A 21,308-nucleotide genomic window follows, 5' to 3' on the forward strand; every position below is an offset into this window, starting at 1 on the left:
AGAGTAGGACGCCGCCGAACTCCTTTTATAGCTCCGGCTCTTGGGCACTGCCCAGGGGCCGGAGCTTTTTTGCGTTGAGGTAAGGTCAGGGGGCATCGTTGGCTCGTTTTCGCACAGGAGGCCCCCGGGTGGAGGTCCAGGAGACCCGTGTCCAGACGGACCGGGTCCTCACCATCCCCAACATCCTCAGCATGGCGCGGCTCGTCGGCGTACCCCTCTTCCTCTGGCTGATCCTCAGGCCGGAGTTCGGGGGTCCCAACAGTGATGGCTGGGCCCTCCTCGTGCTGGCCTTCAGCGGGATCAGCGACTATCTCGATGGCAAGCTCGCCCGGCGCTGGAATCAGATCAGCAGCCTCGGCCGGCTCCTCGATCCGGCCGCCGACCGGCTGTACGTGCTTTCCACTCTGCTGGGCCTCACCTGGCGTGAGATTCTGCCGATCTGGTTGACCGGCCTGCTGCTCGCGAGAGAGCTGGTTCTGCTGGTGATGGTGGGCATCCTCAGACGTCACGGCTATCCGCCGCCGCAGGTGAACTTCCTGGGGAAGGCCGCCACCTTCAACCTGATGTACGCCTTCCCGCTCCTGCTCCTCAGTGACGGAAACGGATGGATCGCGTCACTGGCTGCTGTTTTCGGATGGGCGTTCGCAGGATGGGGTACAACGCTCTATTGGTGGGCAGGAGTGCTCTACGTGGTACAAGTCCGCCGTCTGGTCCGCGCGGACGCCACGGCCGATTGAGCTCGTTGATTGTCCGGACATAGTGGCCCGATGGCCCGCTGCGGAAAACTGCGGGACAATCTGGACGGGTGAAGTCGGCTAGACCGTCGTCTCTCTAGGAGGACGCTTCCGACATGAAGGCCGTCGTGATGGCCGGTGGCGAAGGCACTCGCCTTCGCCCTATGACCTCCAGCATGCCCAAGCCGCTCCTGCCCGTGGCGAACCGTCCGATCATGGAGCACGTGCTACGGCTGCTCAAAAGGCATGGGCTCAACGAGACCGTTGTCACCGTGCAGTTCCTGGCATCGCTCGTCAAGAACTACTTCGGCGACGGCGAGGAGCTCGGAATGGAGCTCACCTATGCCAATGAGGAGAAGCCACTCGGTACCGCCGGAAGCGTCAAGAACGCCGAAGAGGCGTTGAAGGACGATGCTTTCCTTGTCATCTCCGGCGATGCTCTGACGGACTTCGACCTCACCGACCTGATCAATTTCCACAAGGAGAAGGGCGCGCTGGTCACGGTTTGCCTGACCCGGGTGCCCAATCCGCTGGAGTTCGGCATCACCATCGTCGACGAGGAAGGCAAGGTCGAGCGTTTCCTCGAGAAGCCGACCTGGGGTCAGGTCTTCTCCGACACGGTCAACACGGGCATCTATGTCATGGAACCAGAGGTGTTCGACTACGTCGAAGCCGATGTGCCCGTCGACTGGTCCGGTGATGTCTTCCCGCAGCTGATGAAGGAAGGCAAGCCGATCTACGGCTATGTCGCCGAGGGCTACTGGGAGGACGTCGGTACCCACGAGAGCTACGTCAAGGCCCAGGCCGACGTCCTCGAGGGCAAGGTCAACGTCGATATCGACGGATTCGAGATATCGCCGGGTGTCTGGGTGGCGGAGGGTGCCGAGGTGCACCCCGATGCCGTGCTCCGCGGGCCGCTCTACATCGGCGACTACGCCAAGGTGGAGGCCGGCGCCGAAATCCGCGAGCACACCGTCGTCGGTTCCAATGTCGTCGTCAAGAGCGGTGCCTTCCTGCACCGGGCCGTGGTGCACGACAACGTGTATGTCGGTCAGCACAGCAATCTGCGTGGCTGTGTGGTCGGCAAGAACACCGACATCATGCGGGCGGCGCGGATCGAGGACGGCGCGGTCATCGGTGACGAGTGCCTGATCGGTGAAGAATCGATCGTTCAGGGCAATGTGCGGGTCTACCCGTTCAAGACCATCGAGGCGGGCGCCTTCGTCAACACCTCGGTCATCTGGGAGTCGAGGGGCCAGGCGCAGCTCTTCGGTGCCCGCGGTGTCTCCGGAATCCTGAACGTGGAGATCACGCCCGAGCTGGCCGTACGGCTGGCGGGTGCTTATGCGACCACGTTGAAGAAGGGTTCCACGGTCACCACGGCCCGTGATCACTCCCGAGGTGCGCGTGCGCTCAAGCGGGCGGTGATCTCCGCGCTCCAGGCCAGTGCCATCGACGTACGCGACCTGGAGAACGTGCCGCTTCCCGTGGCCCGGCAGCAGACCGCGCGGGGCAGCGCCGGCGGCATCATGATCCGGACCTCTCCGGGTGTGCCGGACTCCGTCGACATCATGTTCTTCGACGGGCAGGGCGCGGACCTGTCGCAGGGCGGTCAGCGCAAGCTCGACCGGGTGTTCGCACGCCAGGAGTACCGCCGGGCGTTCCCCGGTGAGATCGGCGACCTCTACTTCCCGGCGAGCGTCTTCGACTCGTACACCGGCTCGCTGCTGCGCAACGTCGATACCACCGGGATCGCGGAATCGGGTCTGAAGGTGGTCGTGGACGCCTCCAACGGCAGCGCCGGCCTCGTTCTGCCCAGCCTGCTCGGCAAGCTCGGTGTGGACTCGCTGACCATCAACCCCGGTCTCGACGAGTCCCGTCCCACGGAGACCGCCGAGGTGCGCCGGAACGGGCTGGTGCGCCTCGGCGAGATCGTGGCGTCCTCCGGGGCCGCGTTCGGTGTCCGGTTCGACCCCGTCGGCGAGCGGCTGTCGCTCGTGGACGAGAAGGGCCGGATCATCGAGGACGACCGGGCTCTGCTCGTCATGCTGGACCTGGTGGCGGCAGAGCGGCGCAGTGGTCGTGTGGCACTGCCGGTGACCACGACCCGGATCGCCGAGCAGGTGGCCGCCTATCACGGCACTCAGGTCGAGTGGACCACCACCTCTCCCGACGACCTCACGCGCGTGGGACGCGAAGAGGGCACCATCTTCGGCGGTGACGGCAAGGGCGGGTTCATCGTCCCCGAGTTCAGCAGCGTCTACGACGGCACGGCGGCCTTCGTACGGCTGATCGGGCTGGTGGCGCGCACCCAGCTCACGCTGAGCCAGATCGACGCGCGGATTCCGCGGGCGCACGTCCTCAAGCGGGATCTGGCGACCCCGTGGGCCGTCAAGGGTCTGGTGATGCGGCGTGTCGTCGAGGCGGCCGGTGATCGCTTTGTCGACACCACGGACGGTGTACGGGTCGTGGAGACCGACGGGCGCTGGGTGATGGTGCTGCCCGACCCGGCCGAGGCCGTCACCCATCTGTGGGCCGAGGGCCCGGACGACGCCTCGGCACAGGCCCTGCTGGACGAGTGGGCTGCCGTGGTGGACAGCGCAGGGCGGTAGAAGGAGCGGCCCCGGACGGCAAAAACCACAGCACGCGCGCGTGCCGGACAAGTGTCCCCAAGGGGGCCTGTCCGGCACGCCGGTGGGGCCATTCGGAGGTACTGCGCGCGACATGCGACGATGTGCGGCATGCCGCAGCAACCCCCCGTTCGGAGCAGCCCCCCGCGGCCGCGGCGTCCGGACGCCTCCATGTCGTTGATCACCAACGTCATGGATCACAGCCTCGACGACGGGTACGCCGAGGCCGCCGCCCGGAAGAAGTCCCAGGGCATCGAAGGCGGGCTGCCGAAAACCCTCAGGGCGAAGCTGGGCCTGGCGGCCGGGCTGGTGCTCGCGGCGCTGGTCGTGACCGTCGGAGCGGCGCAGGCGCGCGTGGCGGCGCCTGTGGTGGCCAAGGAGCGCCAGGAGCTGATCGACCGCATCGACCGCGAGACCGCGGCCGCGGACAGCCTGGAAGGCGATGTCGACAAGCTGCGCGACGACGTCAGCGCGCGCCAGCGGGCGGCGCTGAAGCAGAGCGGCGGCAGCACCGAGGCGGACCTGGTGGGCGTCCTGTCGGGCGCCACCGGGGTGCACGGTCCCGGGGTGAAGCTCGTGGTCAACGACGCCAAGGAAGCCAGCACCGGCGGCGACGGCACCAATCCGCGCGAGACCTCCGGTTTCTCCGACACCGGACGGTTGCGCGACCGGGACATGCAGCGGGTGGTCAACGGGCTGTGGGCCTCCGGGGCCGAAGCCGTCTCGATCAACGGGCAGCGGCTGACGGCCCTGTCCGCGATCAGGGCCGCGGGTGACGCGATACTGGTCGACAACAGGCCGCTGGTGCCGCCGTACACGGTGCTCGCGGTGGGGGATGGGGAACGGCTGAGCACCGGGTTCCAGAACAGCGCCGACGGGCTGTATCTGCATGCCCTGGAGGAGAACTTCGGTATCCGCGCCACCATCTCCACGGAGGGTGACGTCCGGTTGCCCGCCGCACCGAGTGTGATCGTACGCACAGCACAGCCGAACGCCGAGAAGACTGAGAAGGGCACATCGTGATCGCCGTACTGGGCCTCGTCGTGGGAGTCGTGGCCGGCCTGTTGGTCCGCCCTGAGGTTCCGGCGGTCGTCGAGCCTTATCTGCCGATCGCCGTCGTGGCGGCGCTGGACGCCGTGTTCGGTGGTCTGCGGGCCATGCTGGACGGCATCTTCGACGACAAGGTCTTCGTGGTGTCGTTCCTGTCGAACGTGGTCGTGGCCGCGCTGATCGTCTTCCTGGGCGACAAGTTGGGCGTGGGCGCGCAGCTGTCCACGGGTGTCGTGGTCGTTCTCGGTATCCGGATCTTCTCGAACGCCGCGGCGATCCGCCGACACGTCTTCCGGGCGTGAGACCGATGAGCAACCAGGAAGAGCAGCCGGAGAACAGGCTGCGCAAGGAACTGCCCGACGAGGTGCCCGCGGTGGCCGCCGAGCCCGAGCAGGCACCCGACGAGAGTGCCGAGCCGCAGCTCACCGGGCGCCAGCGGCTGGTCAAGGGGCTGTGGCCGCCGCGGGTCACCCGGGCTCAACTCATCGTCGCGGTGCTGCTGTTCGGCCTGGGCTTCGGGCTCGCCGTGCAGGTGGCGTCGAACAGTGACAGCGACAGCGCGCTGCGTGGCGCCCGTCAGGAAGATCTTGTTCGCATCCTCGATGAACTGGATGACCGTACTCAGCGTCTTGAGGACGAGAAGCAGGGACTCGAGAAGCAGCGCCAGGAGCTGCAGAGCAGCTCCGACCAAGCTGCGGAGGCGCGCAGGCAGACCGCCGAGAAGGAGAGGCAACTCGGCATTCTGGCGGGCACCGTGGCGGCGCAGGGTCCCGGCATCACCATGACGATCGAGGACACGAAGGGGACGGTCAAGGCGGACATGCTGCTCGACGCGATCCAGGAGTTGCGCGCGGCCGGCGCGGAGGCGATCCAGGTCAACGGGGTACGGGTGGTCGCGAGCAGCTACTTCACCGACTCCGGCAAGAGCGTGAGCGTCGACGGGAACAAGATCAACGCTCCCTATCGTTTCAAGGTCATCGGCAAGCCGCAGGATCTCGAACCGGCACTGAACATTCCTGGAGGCGTGGTGCAGACGCTGGAGAAGGAGCAGGCCACGGTGGGCGTCGAGCGGTCGAGCAAGATCGTTGTGGACGCCTTGCGGCAGGCGAAGCAGCCTGACTACGCTCGGTCGTCCTCCCAGTGAACCGGCGGTGCATGCGGGACGTCCGGCAGGGGCATGAGGTTGCGGGGGGTCGGCGCACCGAAGGGGTGGTGCGTGGTGGAAACTGTCTGGTGGATACGGACGTTGTGAGGGTGTCCGGGTCGGCCGGTGAAGGCAATCAGGGTTCGTCCTGCCCCACGGGCGGGTCTGTTTCGGTCAAGGGGAATCGCCCGTGAAGTTGTTTGCGAAGTTGTTCGGCAAGAGCGCGCGAGAGGGTAGCGACAACGCGACCGCTCGTCATCGCGCACAGCCTGACGCAGAGGGCCAGCGCCCGCTGTTCCGCGACCAGGTCGCTGGTCCGGGCGGTGACATTTCCGGAGGTCAGGGCGCGGCGTCTGTTGACCCTGCCCAGTCCGGCGGCATAGGTTTCGGGCAACCGTCAACCTCAAGTGCGGGTGGAGGGTTTACCTCCGACCCGTATGCGTCCAACGCCCCCGCGGGGCTGCCGCGGCAGGAGGATCCGTCCATGTCGGTCCTGGTGTGTACGAGGTGCGGTAACCGCAACGCGGAGAACGCCCGCTTCTGTTCCAATTGCGGTGCGCCGCTGCGACCCGGTGTGGCGCCGGAGCGCGCGTCCGAGACCACGTCCACGATCTCCATCTCCGGCCTCGAGGCCTACGACTCCGAGGTGACCGGTCAGACGGCCGTGCCGATGCTCTCGCCCGAGGCGCAGGCCGCGGTCGACGCGCTGCCGCTGGGCTCGGCGCTGCTGGTGGTGCGTCGGGGGCCGAATTCGGGCAGCCGCTTCCTGCTGGACAGCGACCTGACCACGGCCGGCCGTCATCCGCAGAGCGACATCTTCCTGGACGACGTGACGGTCTCCCGCCGGCACGTGGAGTTCCGGCGCTCCCCGGACGGCTCGTTCACGGTGGCCGACGTGGGCAGTCTGAACGGTACGTACGTCAACCGCGAGCGGATCGACCAGGTCGCTCTGTCGAACGGTGACGAGGTGCAGATCGGCAAGTACCGGCTGGTCTTCTACGCGAGCCGGCAGGGCATCTGACCCCCCGGACCCCAGGGAAGGTCCATGCTTCAAACACCGAGCGGCGGTGCCCGAAGCGGTACCGCCGCCGCGGACAGTGGGCTGATGAGCATCGGCACGGTGCTGAACGCGCTGCGCGACGAGTTCCCCGAGGTCACCATCTCCAAGATCCGCTTCCTGGAGTCCGAGGGCCTCGTCGAACCGCAGCGGACCCCTTCGGGGTACCGGAAGTTCAGCGCCGGTGACGTCGAGCGCCTCGCCCATGTCCTGAGGATGCAGCGGGACCACTATCTGCCGCTCAAGGTGATCCGTGAGCATCTGGAGGCCATGGAGCGGGGCGAGGCCGTCCAGCTGCCCCTGGTGGGGCGCCAGCGCACCGGCGAGGACGTGCAGGAGTCGCTTGAGCGGCCGACGGTCGCCCGGATCGGGCGGGCCGCGCTGCTGGCGGCCGCCGACATCACAGAGGCTGACCTCGAGGAGTGGCAGTCGTACGGGCTCATCGCCCCCCTGGAGGATGGGGTGTACGACGCCGAGGTCGTCACCGTGGCCTCGCTCGTGGCCGAGCTGGGCCGGTTCGGGATCGAGCCGCGCCACCTTCGGGTGATGAAGGCCGCCGCGGACCGTGAGGCGGGACTCGTGGACCAGGTGGTGGCTCCCCTGAAGCGCCACCGCAACCCGCAGACCAGGGCGCACGCCGAGGCCCGGGCGAAGGAGCTGGCGGCGCTCACGGTGAAGCTGCACGCGGCGCTGGTGCAGATCGCTCTCGGTGTGCGGCTGCCCTGAGGGGCAGGGTCCCGGGGCCGGATCGGGCACCTGTTCCCGGCCCGACTACCCAAACATCCCGGGCACGGCCTAGGGTTGCTGTGTGAACGAGCTCGATGTCGTAGGTGTCCGGGTGGAAATGCCCTCCAACCAACCGATCGTGCTCCTGCGCGAAGTGGGGGGCGACCGTTACCTCCCCATCTGGATCGGGCCGGGGGAGGCGACGGCGATCGCCTTCGCCCAGCAGGGCATGGCCCCCGCGCGACCGCTGACCCACGACCTGTTCAAGGACGTGCTGGAGGCTGTCGGCCAGGAGCTGACCGAAGTACGCATCACGGATCTGCGTGAGGGCGTCTTCTACGCGGAGCTGGTCTTCGCCAGCGGGGTCGAGGTGAGCGCCCGTCCCTCGGACGCCATAGCGCTCGCGCTGCGCACGGGAACGCCGATCTACGGCAGTGACACGGTGCTGGACGACGCGGGCATCGCGATCCCGGACGAGCAGGAGGACGAGGTGGAGAAGTTCCGCGAGTTCCTCGACCAGATCTCGCCCGAGGACTTCGGCACCAGCAGCCAGTGAGGCGGGGACCGGCCGGGGCGACCAGCGGGTTCAGGACCGGCTGGTCAGCCCCTCGTCACGCCCGGCGCCATGGCAATTGCCACCGGCCATTGAGAGCGTCCTACGGCCCCCCGCCAGAGCATTCGGCTAGCCTTTCCCCGCGGTGGGGCACGGGAAACCACTCCTAGGGTGATTATCACTCGGCGTGCCGAGTGTGGCGATCGTTGACGCACCCCTGGTGACTGCCTACCGTCGAGAAGGCAGGTCAAGGACGGAGGTCGGCGTGAGAACGAGCGGCGACGGTACGGCTGGGGGTGCCCCCGGACGATTCGGGGAGAGCAGTCCGTACCCGCTTCACAGCAGCGCGGTCGACCACGCCTCACAGCGACCGACGGCGGTGCCCAACGGCGGAGGGGCGGCGTCCATGGCGTCCGAAGAGATCGGCTACCGCGGGCCCACGGCCTGCGCGGCCGCCGGCATCACCTACCGGCAACTCGACTACTGGGCCCGCACCGGCCTCGTCGAGCCGAGCGTGCGGCCCGCCTACGGCTCGGGCACGCAGCGCCTGTACAGCTTCCGGGACGTCGTCGTCCTGAAGATCGTCAAGCGGTTCCTGGACACCGGTGTCTCGCTGCAGAACATCCGTACGACCGTCCAGCACCTCCGTGAACGCGGTTTCCGTGACCTGGAGCGCATGACCCTCATGAGCGACGGCGCCACGGTCTACGAGTGCACCTCGCCCGACGAGGTCCACGCCCTGCTCCAGGGCGGTCAGGGCATCTTCGGCATCGCCGTCGGCGTGGTCTGGCGGGACGTGGAAAGCGCGCTCTCCCAGCTGCACGGCGAGCGCATCGACACGGGGGAGACCCTGGTCGGGCACAACCCGGCGGACGAGCTGGCCAGGCGCCGCAACCGGGCGGTCTGACAGCGCCCCTCGGGGGCCTGCGTTGTCAGTGGCGTGGTGCAGCATCGGAGATGTGAGAAACGCGCCCACGATCCTGCATCTCGACATGGATGCCTTCTTCGCCTCGGTGGAGCAGGCATCCAAGCCGAGCCTGCGCGGGAAGGCCGTCATCGTGGGCGGACTCGGACCGCGCGGGGTGGTGGCCACCGCGTCGTACGAGGCACGGGTCTTCGGGGTCCACTCCGCGATGCCGATGGCCCAGGCGCGCCGGCTGGCGCCGAACGCCGCGTACCTGGTGCCGCGCTTCGCCCTCTACCGGTCGGTCAGCGAGCAGGTGATGGCGTTGCTGCGGGCGCTGTCACCGCTGGTGGAGCCCCTGAGCCTGGACGAGGCGTTCGTGGACCTGGAGGCAGCGGGAGCCGCCTCGGACGAGGCGTCGGCGCGGCTGGCCGGGACGAAGCTGCGCGCGGACATCCGGGCGGTCACGGGGCTGACCGGGTCGGTGGGTCTGGCCGCCTCCAAGATGCTCGCGAAGATCGCCTCGGAGCAGGCCAAGCCCGACGGACTCGTGCTCATCGAGCCCGGGACCGAGCGGGCGCTGCTGGCCCCCATGTCGGTGCGGACCCTGCCCGGGGTCGGGCCGGCGACCGGGGACCATCTGCGGCGGGCCGGGATCACCACCGTCGAGGAGCTGGCCGAGGCCGGTGAGGACGAACTCGTACGGCTGCTCGGCAAGGCGCACGGGCACGCGCTGCACGCCATGGCGCTGGCGCACGACGACCGGCCCGTGGTGGCCGAGCGGGAGGCCAAGTCGGTGTCGGTCGAGGACACCTACGACGTGGACATCCATGACCGGCTGCGGGTCGGTCTGGAGGTGCAGCGGCTCGCGGACCGGTGTGTGCGGCGGCTGCGCGGGGCCGGTCTGTCCGGGCGGACGATCGTGCTGAAGGTGCGGCGGTACGACTTCTCGACGCTGACCCGTTCCGAGACGCTCCGTGGCCCCACCGACGATCCGGCGGTGATCCGGGAGGCGGCCGCGCGGCTGCTGGAGTCCGTGGACACCACGGGCGGGGTACGGCTGCTGGGCGTGGGCGTCTCGGGGCTCGCCGACTACACCCAGGAGGACCTGTTCGCTCAGGCGGCGGGTGGCCTGCGGCCCGCTGAGCCGGAGGAGGCGGCGCCGATGGCCGAGGAGGAGCCGGAGCCCGCCGAGCGGCACTGGCATGCCGGGCATGACGTCCGGCATGCCGAGTACGGGCACGGGTGGGTGCAGGGCAGTGGGCTGGGTCGGGTCACTGTGCGGTTCGAGACGCCGCAGTCCGAGCCGGGGCGGGTGCGGACGTTTTTCGTCGACGATCCTGCGCTGGAGCCGGCTGAGCCGTTGCCGTTGGTTGAGGGCAGCGACGTTTCCCACCCGTCCACCGGACTCGGTCGGGCGAGCAGTGACCGACACGGGGCTCCGCCCCGGCCCCCGGGAGAGGAGCAGCGTCCGCAGGCCACCAGCGCCGCTCCCGGGGAGGTGGCCGGTCCCCCGGCCGGGGATCAGGTCTCCTCCGACCCCGCCAGTTTGCCGAAGTCGTGGTCCGGGACCGAGGGAGGTGGGGCGGCCGTGTCGAGGCCGTAGTGGTGGTAGAGCTGGAGTTCCTGTTCGGGGGAGAGGTGGCGGCCCACGCCGAAGTCGGGGGCGTCCTTGATGAGGGCGCGGTCGAAGGGGACCCGGAGGGCGCCTTCCACCAGTTCGCTGGGCTCCAGTGGGACGAAGGCGTCCCGGGAGAACAGGCCGGTGCGTATGGCCGCCCACTCCGGCACGCCCGTGGCGTCGTCGAGGTACACCTCGTCGATGGTGCCGATCTTGGTGCCATTGCGGTCGAACGCCTTGCGGCCGATCAGGTTGCGCGGATCGATGTCGGTCTGCACGGTCCCTCTCCCTCCACTTGGTCGCAACTCATCCGTAAGCACTACAAAAGAGCACATTCAGGGAGGCGGCCACTCGAAAGCTCAGGCGTTGACCTCGCTGGTAGGCTGACAGCGGCTGCTGACCCCGTGCGGGAGAGTCCTCCGACCACCTCGGAGGCGCCGAAGGAGCAAATCCTCCCCGGAATCTCTCAGGCTCACGTACCGCACGGACGAGGTCACTCTGGAAAGCAGGGCGGGTGTCGACGGCTCCCGCCCTCACCGACGGTGAAAGCCGGGACCTTCGGGTGCCCGGTGAAGCTCTCAGGTTGAGATGACAGAGGGGGAGGCCGTCGGGGCAACCATGCCGTGGTGCCCCTCGAAGGTCGCGTCAGACCAGGAGGCCTCCGCAATGACCGCCCATCGCATTCCGCTCTCCGAGCTCGAAGCGGGCATCCCCTTCGAGCAGCGCCACATCGGGCCCGACCAGGAGGCGCGGGCCAAGATGCTCGCGCACATCGGCTACGGCTCCCTCGACGAGCTGACCGCCGCCGCGGTCCCGGATGTGATCAAGAACGCCGACGCCCTGGACCTGCCGGGCGCCCGCACCGAGGCCGAGGTCCTCGCCGAGCTGCGCTCGCTCGCCGACCGCAACCAGGTCCTCGGCTCCATGATCGGGCTCGGCTACTACGGCACCTTCACCCCGCCGGTCATCCTGCGCAACGTCATGGAGAACCCGGCCTGGTACACGGCCTACACGCCGTACCAGCCGGAGATCTCCCAGGGGCGGCTCGAGGCCCTGCTGAACTTCCAGACCATGGTCGCCGAGCTGACCGGGCTGCCCACCTCCGGCGCCTCGCTGCTCGACGAGGGCACGGCTGCCGCCGAGGCGATGGCGCTGTCCCGGCGCATGGGCAAGAACAAGAAGGGCCTGTTCCTGATCGACGCGGACGCGCTGCCGCAGACCATTGCGGTCATCGAGACGCGCGCCGAGCCGACCGGTGTCGAGGTCGTCGTCGCCGACCTCAGCGACGGCATCCCGGCCGAGATCGCCGCGCGCGAGATCAACGGCGTGCTGATCCAGTACCCGGGCGCCTCCGGTGCCGTACGCGACATCAAGCCGGTCATCGACCAGGCGCACGAGCTGGGCGCCCTCGTCACCGTCTCCGCCGACCTGCTGGCCCTCACCCTGCTGACCTCGCCGGGTGAGCTGGGCGCGGACATCTCCGTCGGCACGACCCAGCGCTTCGGTGTGCCGATGGGCTTCGGCGGGCCGCACGCGGGCTACATGGCGGTGCACGAGAAGTTCGCGCGCAGCCTGCCCGGCCGTCTGGTCGGCGTCTCCGTCGACGCCGACGGGAACAAGGCCTACCGTCTCGCGCTGCAGACCCGTGAGCAGCACATCCGCCGCGAGAAGGCCACCAGCAACATCTGCACCGCGCAGGTGCTGCTCGCCGTGATGGCCGGTATGTACGCCGTCTACCACGGTCCCGAGGGCCTGCGGGCCATCGCCCACCGCACCCACCGCTACGCCACGCTCCTCGCCGAGGGCCTGAAGGCCGGCGGGGTCGAGATCGTCCACGGCGCCTACTTCGACACCCTCACCGCGCGCGTGCCCGGCAAGGCTGCCGAGGTGACCGCCGCCGCCCGGGAGAACGGGGTCAACCTGCGTCCGGTGGACGCCGACCACGTCTCCCTCGCCTGCGACGAGACCACCAACCGCGCCCAGCTGGCCGCCGTCTGGTCCGCCTTCGGTGTCGAGGGCGACATCGAGGCGCTGGACGTGACGGCCGCGGACACCCTGCCCCAGGCGCTGCTGCGCACCGACGACTTCCTGACCCACCCGGTCTTCCACGCGCACCGCTCCGAGACCGCCATGCTGCGCTACCTGCGCAAGCTGGCCGACCGTGACTACGCGCTCGACCGCGGCATGATCCCGCTGGGCTCCTGCACCATGAAGCTCAACGCGACCACGGAGATGGAGCCGGTCACCTGGCCCGAGTTCGGCCAGCTGCACCCCTTCGCGCCCGCCGAGCAGGCCGAGGGCTACCTCACGCTCATCCGCGAGCTGGAGGAACGTCTCGCCGAGGTCACCGGCTACGACAACGTCTCGCTCCAGCCGAACGCCGGTTCGCAGGGCGAGCTGGCCGGCCTGCTGGCCGTACGCGGCTACCACCGGGCCAACGGCGACGAGCAGCGCACCGTGTGCCTGATCCCGTCCTCCGCGCACGGCACCAACGCCGCCAGCGCCGTGATGGCCGGCATGAAGGTCGTCGTCGTGAAGACCGCCGACGACGGCGAGATCGACGTCGAGGACCTGCGGGCCAAGATCGAGCAGCACCGCGACCAGCTGGCGGTCCTGATGATCACCTACCCGTCCACGCACGGTGTGTTCGAGGAGCACGTCGCCGACATCTGCGCCCAGGTGCACGAGGCGGGCGGTCAGGTGTACGTCGACGGCGCCAACCTCAACGCCCTGGTCGGCCTCGCCAAGCCGGGCCACTTCGGCGGTGACGTCTCCCACCTGAACCTGCACAAGACCTTCTGCATCCCGCACGGCGGCGGCGGCCCCGGCGTCGGCCCGGTCGCGGTCCGCGCGCACCTGGCGCCGTACCTGCCCAACCACCCGCTGCAGCCGGCGGCCGGCCCGGAGACGGGTGTCGGCCCGATCTCGGCGGCGCCGTGGGGCAGCGCGGGCATCCTGCCGATCTCGTGGGCGTACGTCCGCCTGATGGGCGGCGAGGGCCTCAAGCGCGCCACCCAGGTGGCCGTGCTCTCCGCGAACTACGTCGCCAAGCGCCTGGAGCCGCACTACCCGGTGCTCTACACCGGCCCCGGCAACCTGGTCGCGCACGAGTGCATCATCGACCTGCGCCCGCTGACCAAGGCGACCGGTGTGAGCGTGGACGACGTGGCCAAGCGGCTCATCGACTACGGCTTCCACGCGCCGACCATGTCCTTCCCGGTGGCCGGCACGCTGATGATCGAGCCGACCGAGTCCGAGGACCTGGCCGAGCTTGACCGGTTCTGCGACGCGATGATCGCCATCCGCGCGGAGATCGAGAAGGTCGGCTCCGCCGAGTGGCCCGCGGAGGACAACCCGCTGGCGAACGCGCCGCACACCGCCGCCGCGCTCGGCGGCGAGTGGGCGCACGCCTACAGCCGCGAGGAGGCCGTCTTCCCGGGCGGTGTCTCGGTCGCCGACAAGTACTGGCCGCCGGTGCGCCGGATCGACCAGGCCTTCGGTGACCGCAACCTGGTCTGCTCCTGCCCGCCGCTGGACGCGTACGAGGACTGAGCGAGCCCCTGGTGAGAGCCCCGCCCGTGTTCCGGGCGGGGCTCTCCCGTCTTCAGGCCGAGGCCAGCGCCACCTCGGTCGCCTTGATCAGGGCGACCACGTCGGAACCGACGAAGAGGCCGAGGTCTTCGGTCGCGTCCTTGGTGATCACGGCCGTGAGTTCACCGCCGGGCACCGAGACCTTGACGGAGGCCATGGCTCCGCCGAGGGCGATCTGGACGATCGCGCCCGGTAGCTGGTTGCGGATCGACAGGCCCTCGATCCGGTTCGTGGCGAGCGAGATCTCCGTCGACTTCACCAGGGCGTGGACACGGGAGTCCGGGGCGAGGCCGAGCTGCTCGACGGCCTCCACGGTGATGGCCGCCATGAGGTCCTGCCCGCCGTCCAGGCGGAGCTTGACCGTGGCCATGACCTCGCCGGGTTGGACCTCGGTGACGGTGCCGGGGAGCTGATTGCGGATGCTCAGTGTCATGGGCACCCACGGTAGAGCGCGTGTCCGTTCAGGCAGGGTATGCGTGGGTCTGGGTCGCTTTCACCGTCGCCCAGACAGCGGCGCCCGGATGCAGGTCCAGCTCGGCCGCGGCGACCGTGGTGAGGTCGGCGGCGAGGGGGAGTTCGCCGGTGAGGTCGGCGCGGATCTGGTCGCCGTGGGTCTCCAGTCCGGCGACCTCGCAGCGCCACAGGTTGCGGGCGCTGGCGCCGGTGGGCCGGTCCCGGAAGAGGGTGACGGCGACCGGCGGGAACGCCACGAAGACGGGCCCGGACAGGACTTCCGTGGTCGTGATCGAGGGTCCCGCGTCGAGCCGTACGGTGTGCCCCTCGGCCCGTCCGCGGTAGAGGTTGAGGCCGACCAGCTGGGCGATGTAGTCGGTGCGCGGATGGCGGGCGATGTCGGCCGGGGTGCCCTCCTGGACGACCCGGCCGTGCTCGATGACCACGAGCCGGTCCGCGAGCACCATGGCGTCCAGCGGATCGTGGGTGACGAGGACGGCGACCGCCTCGAACTCGGCCAGGTGGCGGCGGAGCTGGGCGCGGACCTCCAGGCGGGTACGGGCGTCCAGGGCCGCCAGCGGCTCGTCCAGGAGCAGCAGCCGGGGCCGGGTGGCCAGGGCGCGGGCGAGCGCGACGCGCTGGGCCTGACCGCCGGAGAGCCTGCGGGGCTTGGCGCCGGCGTGCTCGGCGAGGCCCATGCGGTCCAGCCAGGCGGCGGCCTGGGCGCGCGCCTCGGCCTTGGTGGCGCCCTGGCAGCGCGGTCCGAAGGCCACGTTGTCCAGGGCGGACAGGTGCGGGAAGAGCAGATAGTCCTGGAAGACGACGCCGACCGGGCGGGACTCGGGCGGAGTACGGTCCAGCACGACGCCGTCCAGCCGCAGATGGCCGTCGCTGAGCGGGACGAGGCCGGCGAGGGCGCGCAGGGCGGTGGTCTTGCCGGCGCCGTTGGGGCCGAGCAGCGCGACGACGTCCCCGGGGGCGGCGGTCAGCCCGACGTCGAGCCGGAAGGAGCCCCGGTCGATGACGAGCCGGGCGTCCAGCCCCTGCTCGCCCACCACCTGGAGGTCGGCCTTGGGGGCGTCGATGTCGGTCATGAAGAGGGCGTCCTTCGTCGGCACACACACAGCGTCGTCTTCCATCCTCGCGTCACCGGCCGGTGCCCGTCAGCCACCGGTCCCGCAGCCCCGCCAGCACCGCGATGGACACGGCCAGCAGGACCAGGCTGAGGGCGATGGCGGCCTCGGGGTCGTTCTGCAGGGCGAGGTAGACGGCGAGCGGCATGGTCTGGGTGCGGCCGGGGAAGTTGCCCGCGAAGGTGATCGTCGCGCCGAACTCGCCGAGTGCGCGGGCCCAGGCCAGGACCGCGCCCGCGGCGATGCCGGGCGCGATCAGCGGCAGGGTGACCCGGCGGAACGCCGTGAAGCGGGAGGCGCCGAGCGTGGTGGCCGCCTCCTCGTAGCGCGGGTCGGCGGCCCGCAGGGTGCCCTCGACACTGATGACCAGGAACGGCATCGCGACGAACGCCTCCGCGATCACGACGCCGGTGGTGGTGAAGGGGAGGGTGATCCCGAACCAGGAGTCGAGCCACTTGCCGACGACTCCGTTGCGGCCCAGGGCGAGCAGCAGAGCCACACCGCCGACCACCGGCGGAAGCACCAGGGGCAGGGTCACCAGGGCGCGGACGAGACCGCGGCCCGGGAACTCCGTACGGGCCAGCAGCCACGCCAGCGGTACCCCCAGCACCAGGCTCACGGCCGTTGCCGCCGTGGCGGTGACCAGCGACAGCTGGAGCGCCTGCCACACCTCGGCGCTGGTCAGCAGCTGCGGCAGGCTGCGCCAGGGAGCGCGGACGAGCAGCGCGACCAGCGGAAGCAGCAGGAACGCCAGCGCCACCAGGCCCGGCACCAGCAGCGGCAACGGCACCCCGCGTCGGCCCCCCGTGCCGACGCGGCGGCGCCGCGGCCCACCCGTGCGGGGGCCGGTCGCGGCGCCGGGCTTGTCGAGCGAGGTCACGGCTTGAGGAACCCGGCCCCGGTCAGCACCTTCTGGCCCTCGGCGGACTGCACCAGCGCGATGAACGCCTTGGCCGCCGTGGCGTTGCCGGCGTTCTTCAGCAGGGCGATCGGGTAGTCGTTGATGGCCTTGGCGGACTCGGGGAACTCCACGCCCTCCACCTTGTCACCCGCCGCCTTCACATCGGTCTTGTAGACGACGGCCGCGTCGGCCTCCTTCAGCTCGACCTTCGTCAGGGCGGCCTTGACGTCCTGCTCGTAGGAGACCGGGGTGAGCTTCAGCTTGCTCGCGTCCAGGGCCTTCTGCGCGGCGGCGCCGCACGGCACGGTCTTGTCGCACAGGACGACCTTCAGGCCGGACTTGGTGAGGTCCTTCAGGGAGGCCACCTTGTCGGGGTTGCCCGGCAGGGTGGCGATCTCCAGCTGGTTGCGGACGAAGGTCGCCGGGGTCCCGACCGCGTCCTGCTTGTCCGTCACGATCGCCATGGTCTTGGGGCTGGCGGCGGCGAAGACGTCCGCCGGGGCGCCGCTGGTGATGCTCGCGGCGAGGGTGTCGCTGCCGCCGAAGTTGAAGCTGACCGTGGTGCCGGGGTGTGCCTTCTCGAACTCCTTGCCCAGGGCCGTGAAGCTCTCCTTGAGGGAGGCGGCCGCGAACACGGTGACCTTGCCGGACAGCTTCGGGGAGGCGGAGCCGGACTTGTCCGACTTGGTGGTCGACGAGCTGTCGGAGGAGGAGCAGGCGCTCAGTGCCATCAGGGCAGCGGCTCCCGCGCCGGCCAGCTGCAGCATCCGGGTCCGGCGCACGGAACGGGTCATCACGGATCTACTCCTAGGTTCTGTGGAACAACGGTCGCGCCCAGGCACGGCCGAGCCATCGGCCGTGCGGCGATGATACTGCCGCATCTGCCAGGTGTAAGTCTCTTGTCGCATCGCATGAGCTGCGAAGTTGTGACTTGTAGGTGGCATGTGCGTTTGTACGGTGCTCAGGCAGGGGTACGGTCCTGCGGGAGGTGGTCGCGGTGATGCTCGCGGAACTCGCCCTGACCGGCGATCTCGTACGACCGGCCCGGCTGACCGTGCCGGACCTGCTCGGCTGGCCGCAGCACCGGGCGGACGTCAGCTTCGAATGCGCCACCAGCGGCATCCAGCACCACCGGTTCGCCGGTCCGCGCCTGTACGACGTGCTGGCCGACGCGGGGCCCGGCTTCGACCCGGCCCGGCGCAAGGACCGGCTGCGCTTCCTCATCGCCGTCACCGGCACCGACGGCCACCACGCCCTGCTGTCCTGGGCCGAGATCGACCCCGACTTCGCGGACGCCCCCGTGCTGCTCGCCGTGACGATCGACGGCACCCCGCTGGACGAGGCCGGCCCTCAGCTGGTGCTGCCGCAGGACCGCTGCGGGGGCCGGCACATCAGCGGGATCACGGCGATCCGGGTGGATGGTGGCTACGGCTTCGGCGCTCCAGTGCCAGCCACACCCGGTCGCGCGTCAGCGGCAGCTCCGTGAACCGCACGCCGGTCGCGGCCCGCAGGGCGTTGGCCAGGGCCGGGGCGACCGGGTTGAACGGGCTCTCGCTCATCGACTTGGCGCCCAGCGGCCCGATGGCGTCGGTCGAACCAGGCGCCGTACGCCGTCCTGGACGATGAGTAGGCGCTCCCCGTCGAGGGTGGCCGCGAGGGAGATCATCGGCCCCGCGGGCAGGGCGTTGCACGGGTTGCCGCCGGCCGTGGCCATGTTCCAGATCTTGAACGAGGCGAGGAACCTCCGGCAGCACTGCTCGAACAGGGGCGCCGCGGGGGCGAGCGACGTCCGTGCGTAACGGGAGAGCTGGGCGATGGTGCAGGTGGCAGCATTCCCCTCCTCTGAGCTTGCATTTACGATGCTTTATCTCGTACTCACCTGGTGAATGCGAGAGGTCGGGCGTTCTGTCCAGCGCCCGGCGGCCGTACGAGGAGCCAGCACATGCACGTCGAACACCTCCTGGGGGACGCCTCCCTCGGACTGCGCCTGCTGTGGGCGGAGGACATCCTGCTGAGGCGCGACATCAGCGGTGTGACCGTCACGGATCTGGAGGACCCGGCCCGGTTCGTGCGGCCCGGGGAGGTCGTGCTCAGCGGACTGGTGTGGTGGTCGCCGGACGGCGGTCAGGGCAAGGCGGACCGGTTCGTTTCGGCGCTGAAGGGCGCGGGGGCCGCGGCGCTGCTCGCGGGGGAGGAGACGCACGGGAGCGTGCCGGCCGACCTGGTCGAGGCCTGCGTGCGGTACGGAGTGCCGGTGGCGGGGGTGCCGGCGCACATCATGTTCCGGTCGATCACCGACACCGTGTACCTGCGGCAGTGGGGGGAGTTGAGCCGCCGGCACGCGCCGCGTCATCCCGCGCTGCCGGAGAGCGCGCGGGTGCGGCTGCGCCGGCTCCTCGCCCAGGATGCCGGTCCGGACGACGTCCTCGACGCCGCCTTCGCCCACCTCGACCCCATCACCGCCTACGTGTTCACGCCCTCGGGGCGGACGGTCGCGGCCACGGCAGGGGCGCCGGGCGTGGCGGCGCGGGAGGCGGTCGCGCTCGTGGCCGACGGTACCGGGGTGACGGTGTCCGTCGAGGCCGACGGTGCCTCTCCCTACGAGCGCTGGCTGCTGTATCTGCCCGACCCCGACAGCGCGCCACCGCGCATGCTGCAGGAGGTCGCCGCAGCCCTGAGCCACTGTCAGGAGGCCGCGAACCGGAGTCGGTCGGCCGAGCGCGGGGCCGCGGACCGGCTGGGCGCGCTGCTCGCGTCGCCGGGTCCGGAAGCCGGGGCGGTGGAGGCGGCGCTACGGCGGTGTGGGGTGCCGGAGACCGGGCCGTACCGGGTGGTCGTCGCCGACGCGGGGCCACGGCGGCCGGGGGCTGCCGAGGGGGCGCTGGTGGAGTTGGCGGGGCTTGCTGTGGCGGAAGGTGCGGGGACGGCGGGGCGAGGTGCGAAGAGGGCAGGGGGTGCCGGGGGTGCCGGGGGTGATGCCGTGCGCGGCGCGCTGAACGCCGGCGGTCATGCCACGCGCGGGTCGGCGGATACCGTGACGGGAGCCGCGGTGGTGGGGTGGCTGCCGGACGGGTGTGCGTTCGCGGTGCTCTCCGGTGTGTCCGACGGCGTCCTGGGCGAAGTCTGGTCGCTGGTCGCCGGCTGTGCGCCCGAAGTGGCCCTGCATGGCGGCACCGGGGCGCCCGCGGACGGGCCCGAGGGGCTGGGCGGGGCGCTGGCGCAGGCGCAGTACGCCCTCACCTCGGCCCGGACCACCGCGCCGGACGCCTCCGTCCTCACCGACGCGACCGCTCTCACCAGCCTCGACGCCCTGCTCACCGGTGTGCCGGCCGACGTGCGCTCCGCCTACAGCCGAACGGTCCTCGGCCCGCTGCTGGACACCGACCGCACCGCCACCGCCGTACTGCTGAGCACGCTGGAGACCTTCCTCGCCTGCGACGGATCCTGGGCGCGTACGGCTCAGGCGCTGCATCTGCACGTCAACACCGTGCACTACCGGATCCAGCGCATCGAGCACTTCACCGGGCGGGACCTGTCCCGGCTGCGCGACCGGCTCGACCTGTGGGCGGCGCTGCTGTGCCGCTGAGGGGGCCCCTTCGGACCCGGTCCCGGACCCGCTCTCAGACGCGGTCGATGTGCACGTTCGTGGACTTCACGCGCGCGGTGGCCTCCATGCCGACCTCCAGGCCCAGTTCCTCCACGGCCTCCCGGGTCAGCAGGGAGACCAGGCGGTGCGGGCCCGCCTGGATCTCCACCTGGGCGGCGACGTCGCCGAGCTTGATGGCGGTGACGATGCCCGGGAAGGCGTTGCGGACCGAGGTGTAGGAGGCGTCCTCCTCACCGCCGCCGGCCTTGGCCAGTTCGACCGAGAACGCGGCGAGGTCCTTGCCGTCGATAAGTCGTCGCCCGGCCTCGTCGCGATGGGTGGCCACCCGGCCGGCGTCGGCCCAGCGGCGGGCGGTGTCGGGGCTCACGCCGAGCAGCCGTGCGGCCTGGCCGATCGTGTAGGACTGCATGCCGGTCACGATAGGGCCATGGCGCGGGAACCGTGGACGTGGGGTTGGCCGTTAGGTATAACGCGATATAGCGTTAGTGCGTGACGGTGGGCCCCTGTGGGGGCGTCTGAATCGGGGTGAGGGTATGTCGGCCGAGCTGGTGCCCATGGATGTGCCGTGCGGGCTGCGGGCCTCGCACGCGGACCGGGATCGCGTGGTGGACGCGCTGACGGCCGCCGCGGGGGACGGCAGGCTCACCGCCGAGGAGCACGAGGAGCGGGTGGGCGCCGCCCTGTCCGCGCGCACGCTCGGGGAGTTGGCGGAGCTGACGGCCGACCTGCCGGACGCGGCCGGGGCGGCGCCCGTCAAGGATGTCGTCCGCATCGAGCAGCAGGCCTCGTCGACCACGCGGGGCGACGGATGGTCGGTGCCGCGCCGGATGGAGATCGACTCGGAGTGGGGCGATGTGACCCTCGACTTCACCCGGGCGGCTATCACCCACGACACCCTTCGCATCGACCTGGACCTGCGCGGCGGCACCCTGCGGCTGATCACCCGGCCCGGCGTGGTCGTGGACACCGACTCCCTGGTGATCGGCTACGGCACGACCAAGGTGCGGCCGGCCGGGAAACCCGGGGTGCCGGTCGTGCTGCGCGTGGAGATACACGGGCGGCTGAACATGGGCCGGCTGGAGGTGCGCCCGCCGCGGCGGCTGTTCGGCGGGAAGACGGCGACGGCCTGAGACGCGTGCCGTCTTCCTGGACTGATGCGATGTGGCTGATGCGGCTGATGGGACTGCCGGCTTCCGGGCCGGTG

20 protein-coding genes, 2 pseudogenes and 1 riboswitch are annotated in these 21,308 nt (G+C 70.3%); of the genes and pseudogenes, 14 read left to right on the forward strand and 8 right to left on the reverse strand.

Features of this window, described 5'->3' with window-relative positions:
* Positions 1-128: 128 nt before the first annotated feature.
* The 10 genes from clsA to BEK98_RS00745 all read left to right on the forward strand — a co-directional run bounded on the left by clsA (position 129) and on the right by BEK98_RS00745 (position 10,404).
* Positions 129-737, forward strand: coding sequence for a cardiolipin synthase ClsA (gene clsA / locus BEK98_RS00700; RefSeq protein WP_094214345.1), 609 nt, complete (start codon positions 129-131; stop codon positions 735-737).
* 113 nt (positions 738-850) lie between these two features.
* Positions 851-3,346 carry a mannose-1-phosphate guanyltransferase gene (locus BEK98_RS00705; RefSeq protein WP_094214346.1) on the forward strand — a complete coding sequence of 832 codons (2,496 nt, stop codon included), beginning with the start codon at positions 851-853 and terminating at the stop codon, positions 3,344-3,346.
* Between the two features lie 120 nt (positions 3,347-3,466).
* The gene (locus tag BEK98_RS00710; RefSeq protein WP_094214347.1) at positions 3,467-4,387 is read left to right on the forward strand and encodes a DUF881 domain-containing protein; all 921 of its coding nucleotides are present in this window, start codon (positions 3,467-3,469) and stop codon (positions 4,385-4,387) included.
* Positions 4,384-4,716 (forward strand): small basic family protein, encoded by a 333-nt coding sequence (locus BEK98_RS00715; protein WP_003988855.1) that lies wholly within the window; start codon positions 4,384-4,386, stop codon positions 4,714-4,716. The genes BEK98_RS00710 and BEK98_RS00715 overlap by 4 nt, the downstream gene beginning before the upstream one ends.
* Positions 4,717-4,721: 5 nt before the next feature.
* The gene (locus tag BEK98_RS00720) at positions 4,722-5,558 is read left to right on the forward strand and encodes a DUF881 domain-containing protein (RefSeq protein WP_094214348.1); all 837 of its coding nucleotides are present in this window, start codon (positions 4,722-4,724) and stop codon (positions 5,556-5,558) included.
* Between the two features lie 148 nt (positions 5,559-5,706).
* Complete coding sequence (locus BEK98_RS00725) at positions 5,707-6,579, forward strand: FHA domain-containing protein (RefSeq protein WP_244201698.1); 873 nt, start codon at positions 5,707-5,709, stop codon at positions 6,577-6,579.
* 24 nt (positions 6,580-6,603) lie between these two features.
* Positions 6,604-7,341 carry a transcriptional regulator FtsR gene (gene ftsR, locus BEK98_RS00730; protein ID WP_094214350.1) on the forward strand — a complete coding sequence of 246 codons (738 nt, stop codon included), beginning with the start codon at positions 6,604-6,606 and terminating at the stop codon, positions 7,339-7,341.
* Between the two features lie 82 nt (positions 7,342-7,423).
* Positions 7,424-7,897, forward strand: coding sequence for a bifunctional nuclease family protein (locus tag BEK98_RS00735; protein ID WP_026253112.1), 474 nt, complete (start codon positions 7,424-7,426; stop codon positions 7,895-7,897).
* A gap of 262 nt (positions 7,898-8,159) precedes the next feature.
* Positions 8,160-8,801 (forward strand): MerR family transcriptional regulator, encoded by a 642-nt coding sequence (locus BEK98_RS00740; protein ID WP_094214351.1) that lies wholly within the window; start codon positions 8,160-8,162, stop codon positions 8,799-8,801.
* 52 nt (positions 8,802-8,853) lie between these two features.
* On the forward strand, positions 8,854-10,404 hold the full coding sequence (locus tag BEK98_RS00745; RefSeq protein ID WP_094214352.1) for a DNA polymerase IV: 1,551 nt from the start codon (positions 8,854-8,856) through the stop codon (positions 10,402-10,404).
* On the opposite strand, the gene BEK98_RS00750 is transcribed toward BEK98_RS00745, so the two are convergent.
* Positions 10,323-10,697 carry a PRC-barrel domain-containing protein gene (locus tag BEK98_RS00750; protein ID WP_208642967.1) on the reverse strand — a complete coding sequence of 125 codons (375 nt, stop codon included), beginning with the start codon at positions 10,695-10,697 and terminating at the stop codon, positions 10,323-10,325. The genes BEK98_RS00745 and BEK98_RS00750 overlap by 82 nt on opposite strands.
* A gap of 119 nt (positions 10,698-10,816) precedes the next feature.
* Positions 10,817-10,911: riboswitch (glycine riboswitch) on the forward strand.
* A gap of 174 nt (positions 10,912-11,085) precedes the next feature.
* On the opposite strand from BEK98_RS00750, the gene gcvP reads away from it, so the two are divergent.
* Positions 11,086-13,971 (forward strand): aminomethyl-transferring glycine dehydrogenase, encoded by a 2,886-nt coding sequence (gcvP, locus tag BEK98_RS00755; RefSeq protein ID WP_094214354.1) that lies wholly within the window; start codon positions 11,086-11,088, stop codon positions 13,969-13,971.
* Between the two features lie 52 nt (positions 13,972-14,023).
* Here the strand turns inward: gcvP and BEK98_RS00760 are convergent, their stop codons facing one another.
* Genes BEK98_RS00760 through modA form a run of 4 tightly spaced genes read right to left on the reverse strand, consistent with a single transcriptional unit; the run spans position 14,024 to position 17,291 of the window.
* On the reverse strand, positions 14,024-14,443 hold the full coding sequence (locus tag BEK98_RS00760) for a TOBE domain-containing protein (RefSeq protein WP_094214355.1): 420 nt from the start codon (positions 14,441-14,443) through the stop codon (positions 14,024-14,026).
* A gap of 28 nt (positions 14,444-14,471) precedes the next feature.
* On the reverse strand, positions 14,472-15,557 hold the full coding sequence (locus BEK98_RS00765) for an ABC transporter ATP-binding protein (RefSeq protein ID WP_094214401.1): 1,086 nt from the start codon (positions 15,555-15,557) through the stop codon (positions 14,472-14,474).
* 52 nt (positions 15,558-15,609) lie between these two features.
* A complete protein-coding gene (modB, locus tag BEK98_RS00770; RefSeq protein ID WP_094214356.1) occupies positions 15,610-16,476 on the reverse strand; it encodes a molybdate ABC transporter permease subunit in 867 nt (288 codons plus the stop codon).
* Entirely contained in the window at positions 16,473-17,291 is an 819-nt protein-coding gene (gene modA, locus BEK98_RS00775) for a molybdate ABC transporter substrate-binding protein (protein WP_094214357.1), read from the reverse strand. Before modA ends, modB begins: the two co-directional genes overlap by 4 nt.
* Before the next feature lie 206 nt (positions 17,292-17,497).
* On the opposite strand from modA, the gene BEK98_RS00780 reads away from it, so the two are divergent.
* A complete protein-coding gene (locus BEK98_RS00780) occupies positions 17,498-17,983 on the forward strand; it encodes a molybdopterin-dependent oxidoreductase (protein WP_094214402.1) in 486 nt (161 codons plus the stop codon).
* On the opposite strand, the pseudogene BEK98_RS49780 reads toward BEK98_RS00780, so the two are convergent.
* Positions 17,898-18,092, reverse strand: a pseudogene (locus BEK98_RS49780) (hypothetical protein); the annotation flags it as partial. The gene BEK98_RS00780 and the pseudogene BEK98_RS49780 overlap by 86 nt on opposite strands.
* Positions 18,089-18,328: pseudogene (locus BEK98_RS00790) on the reverse strand (FAD binding domain-containing protein); the annotation flags it as partial. The pseudogenes BEK98_RS49780 and BEK98_RS00790, both read right to left, overlap by 4 nt.
* A 111-nt stretch (positions 18,329-18,439) precedes the next feature.
* Between BEK98_RS00790 and BEK98_RS00795 the strand changes: the two are divergent.
* Positions 18,440-20,083: a PucR family transcriptional regulator gene (locus BEK98_RS00795; RefSeq protein WP_094214358.1), complete on the forward strand. Its 1,644-nt coding sequence runs from the start codon at positions 18,440-18,442 to the stop codon at positions 20,081-20,083.
* A gap of 34 nt (positions 20,084-20,117) precedes the next feature.
* Here BEK98_RS00795 and BEK98_RS00800 read toward each other — a convergent pair whose 3' ends face one another.
* Positions 20,118-20,513 (reverse strand): TOBE domain-containing protein, encoded by a 396-nt coding sequence (locus tag BEK98_RS00800; RefSeq protein WP_094214403.1) that lies wholly within the window; start codon positions 20,511-20,513, stop codon positions 20,118-20,120.
* A 124-nt stretch (positions 20,514-20,637) separates the two neighbouring features.
* Here BEK98_RS00800 and BEK98_RS00805 point away from each other — a divergent pair, with 124 nt between their 5' ends.
* A complete protein-coding gene (locus BEK98_RS00805) occupies positions 20,638-21,234 on the forward strand; it encodes a DUF1707 SHOCT-like domain-containing protein (protein WP_208642968.1) in 597 nt (198 codons plus the stop codon).
* Positions 21,235-21,308 lie beyond the last annotated feature (74 nt).

The organism is Streptomyces diastatochromogenes (assembly GCF_002242805.1).
Classification (GTDB): domain Bacteria; phylum Actinomycetota; class Actinomycetes; order Streptomycetales; family Streptomycetaceae; genus Streptomyces; species Streptomyces diastatochromogenes.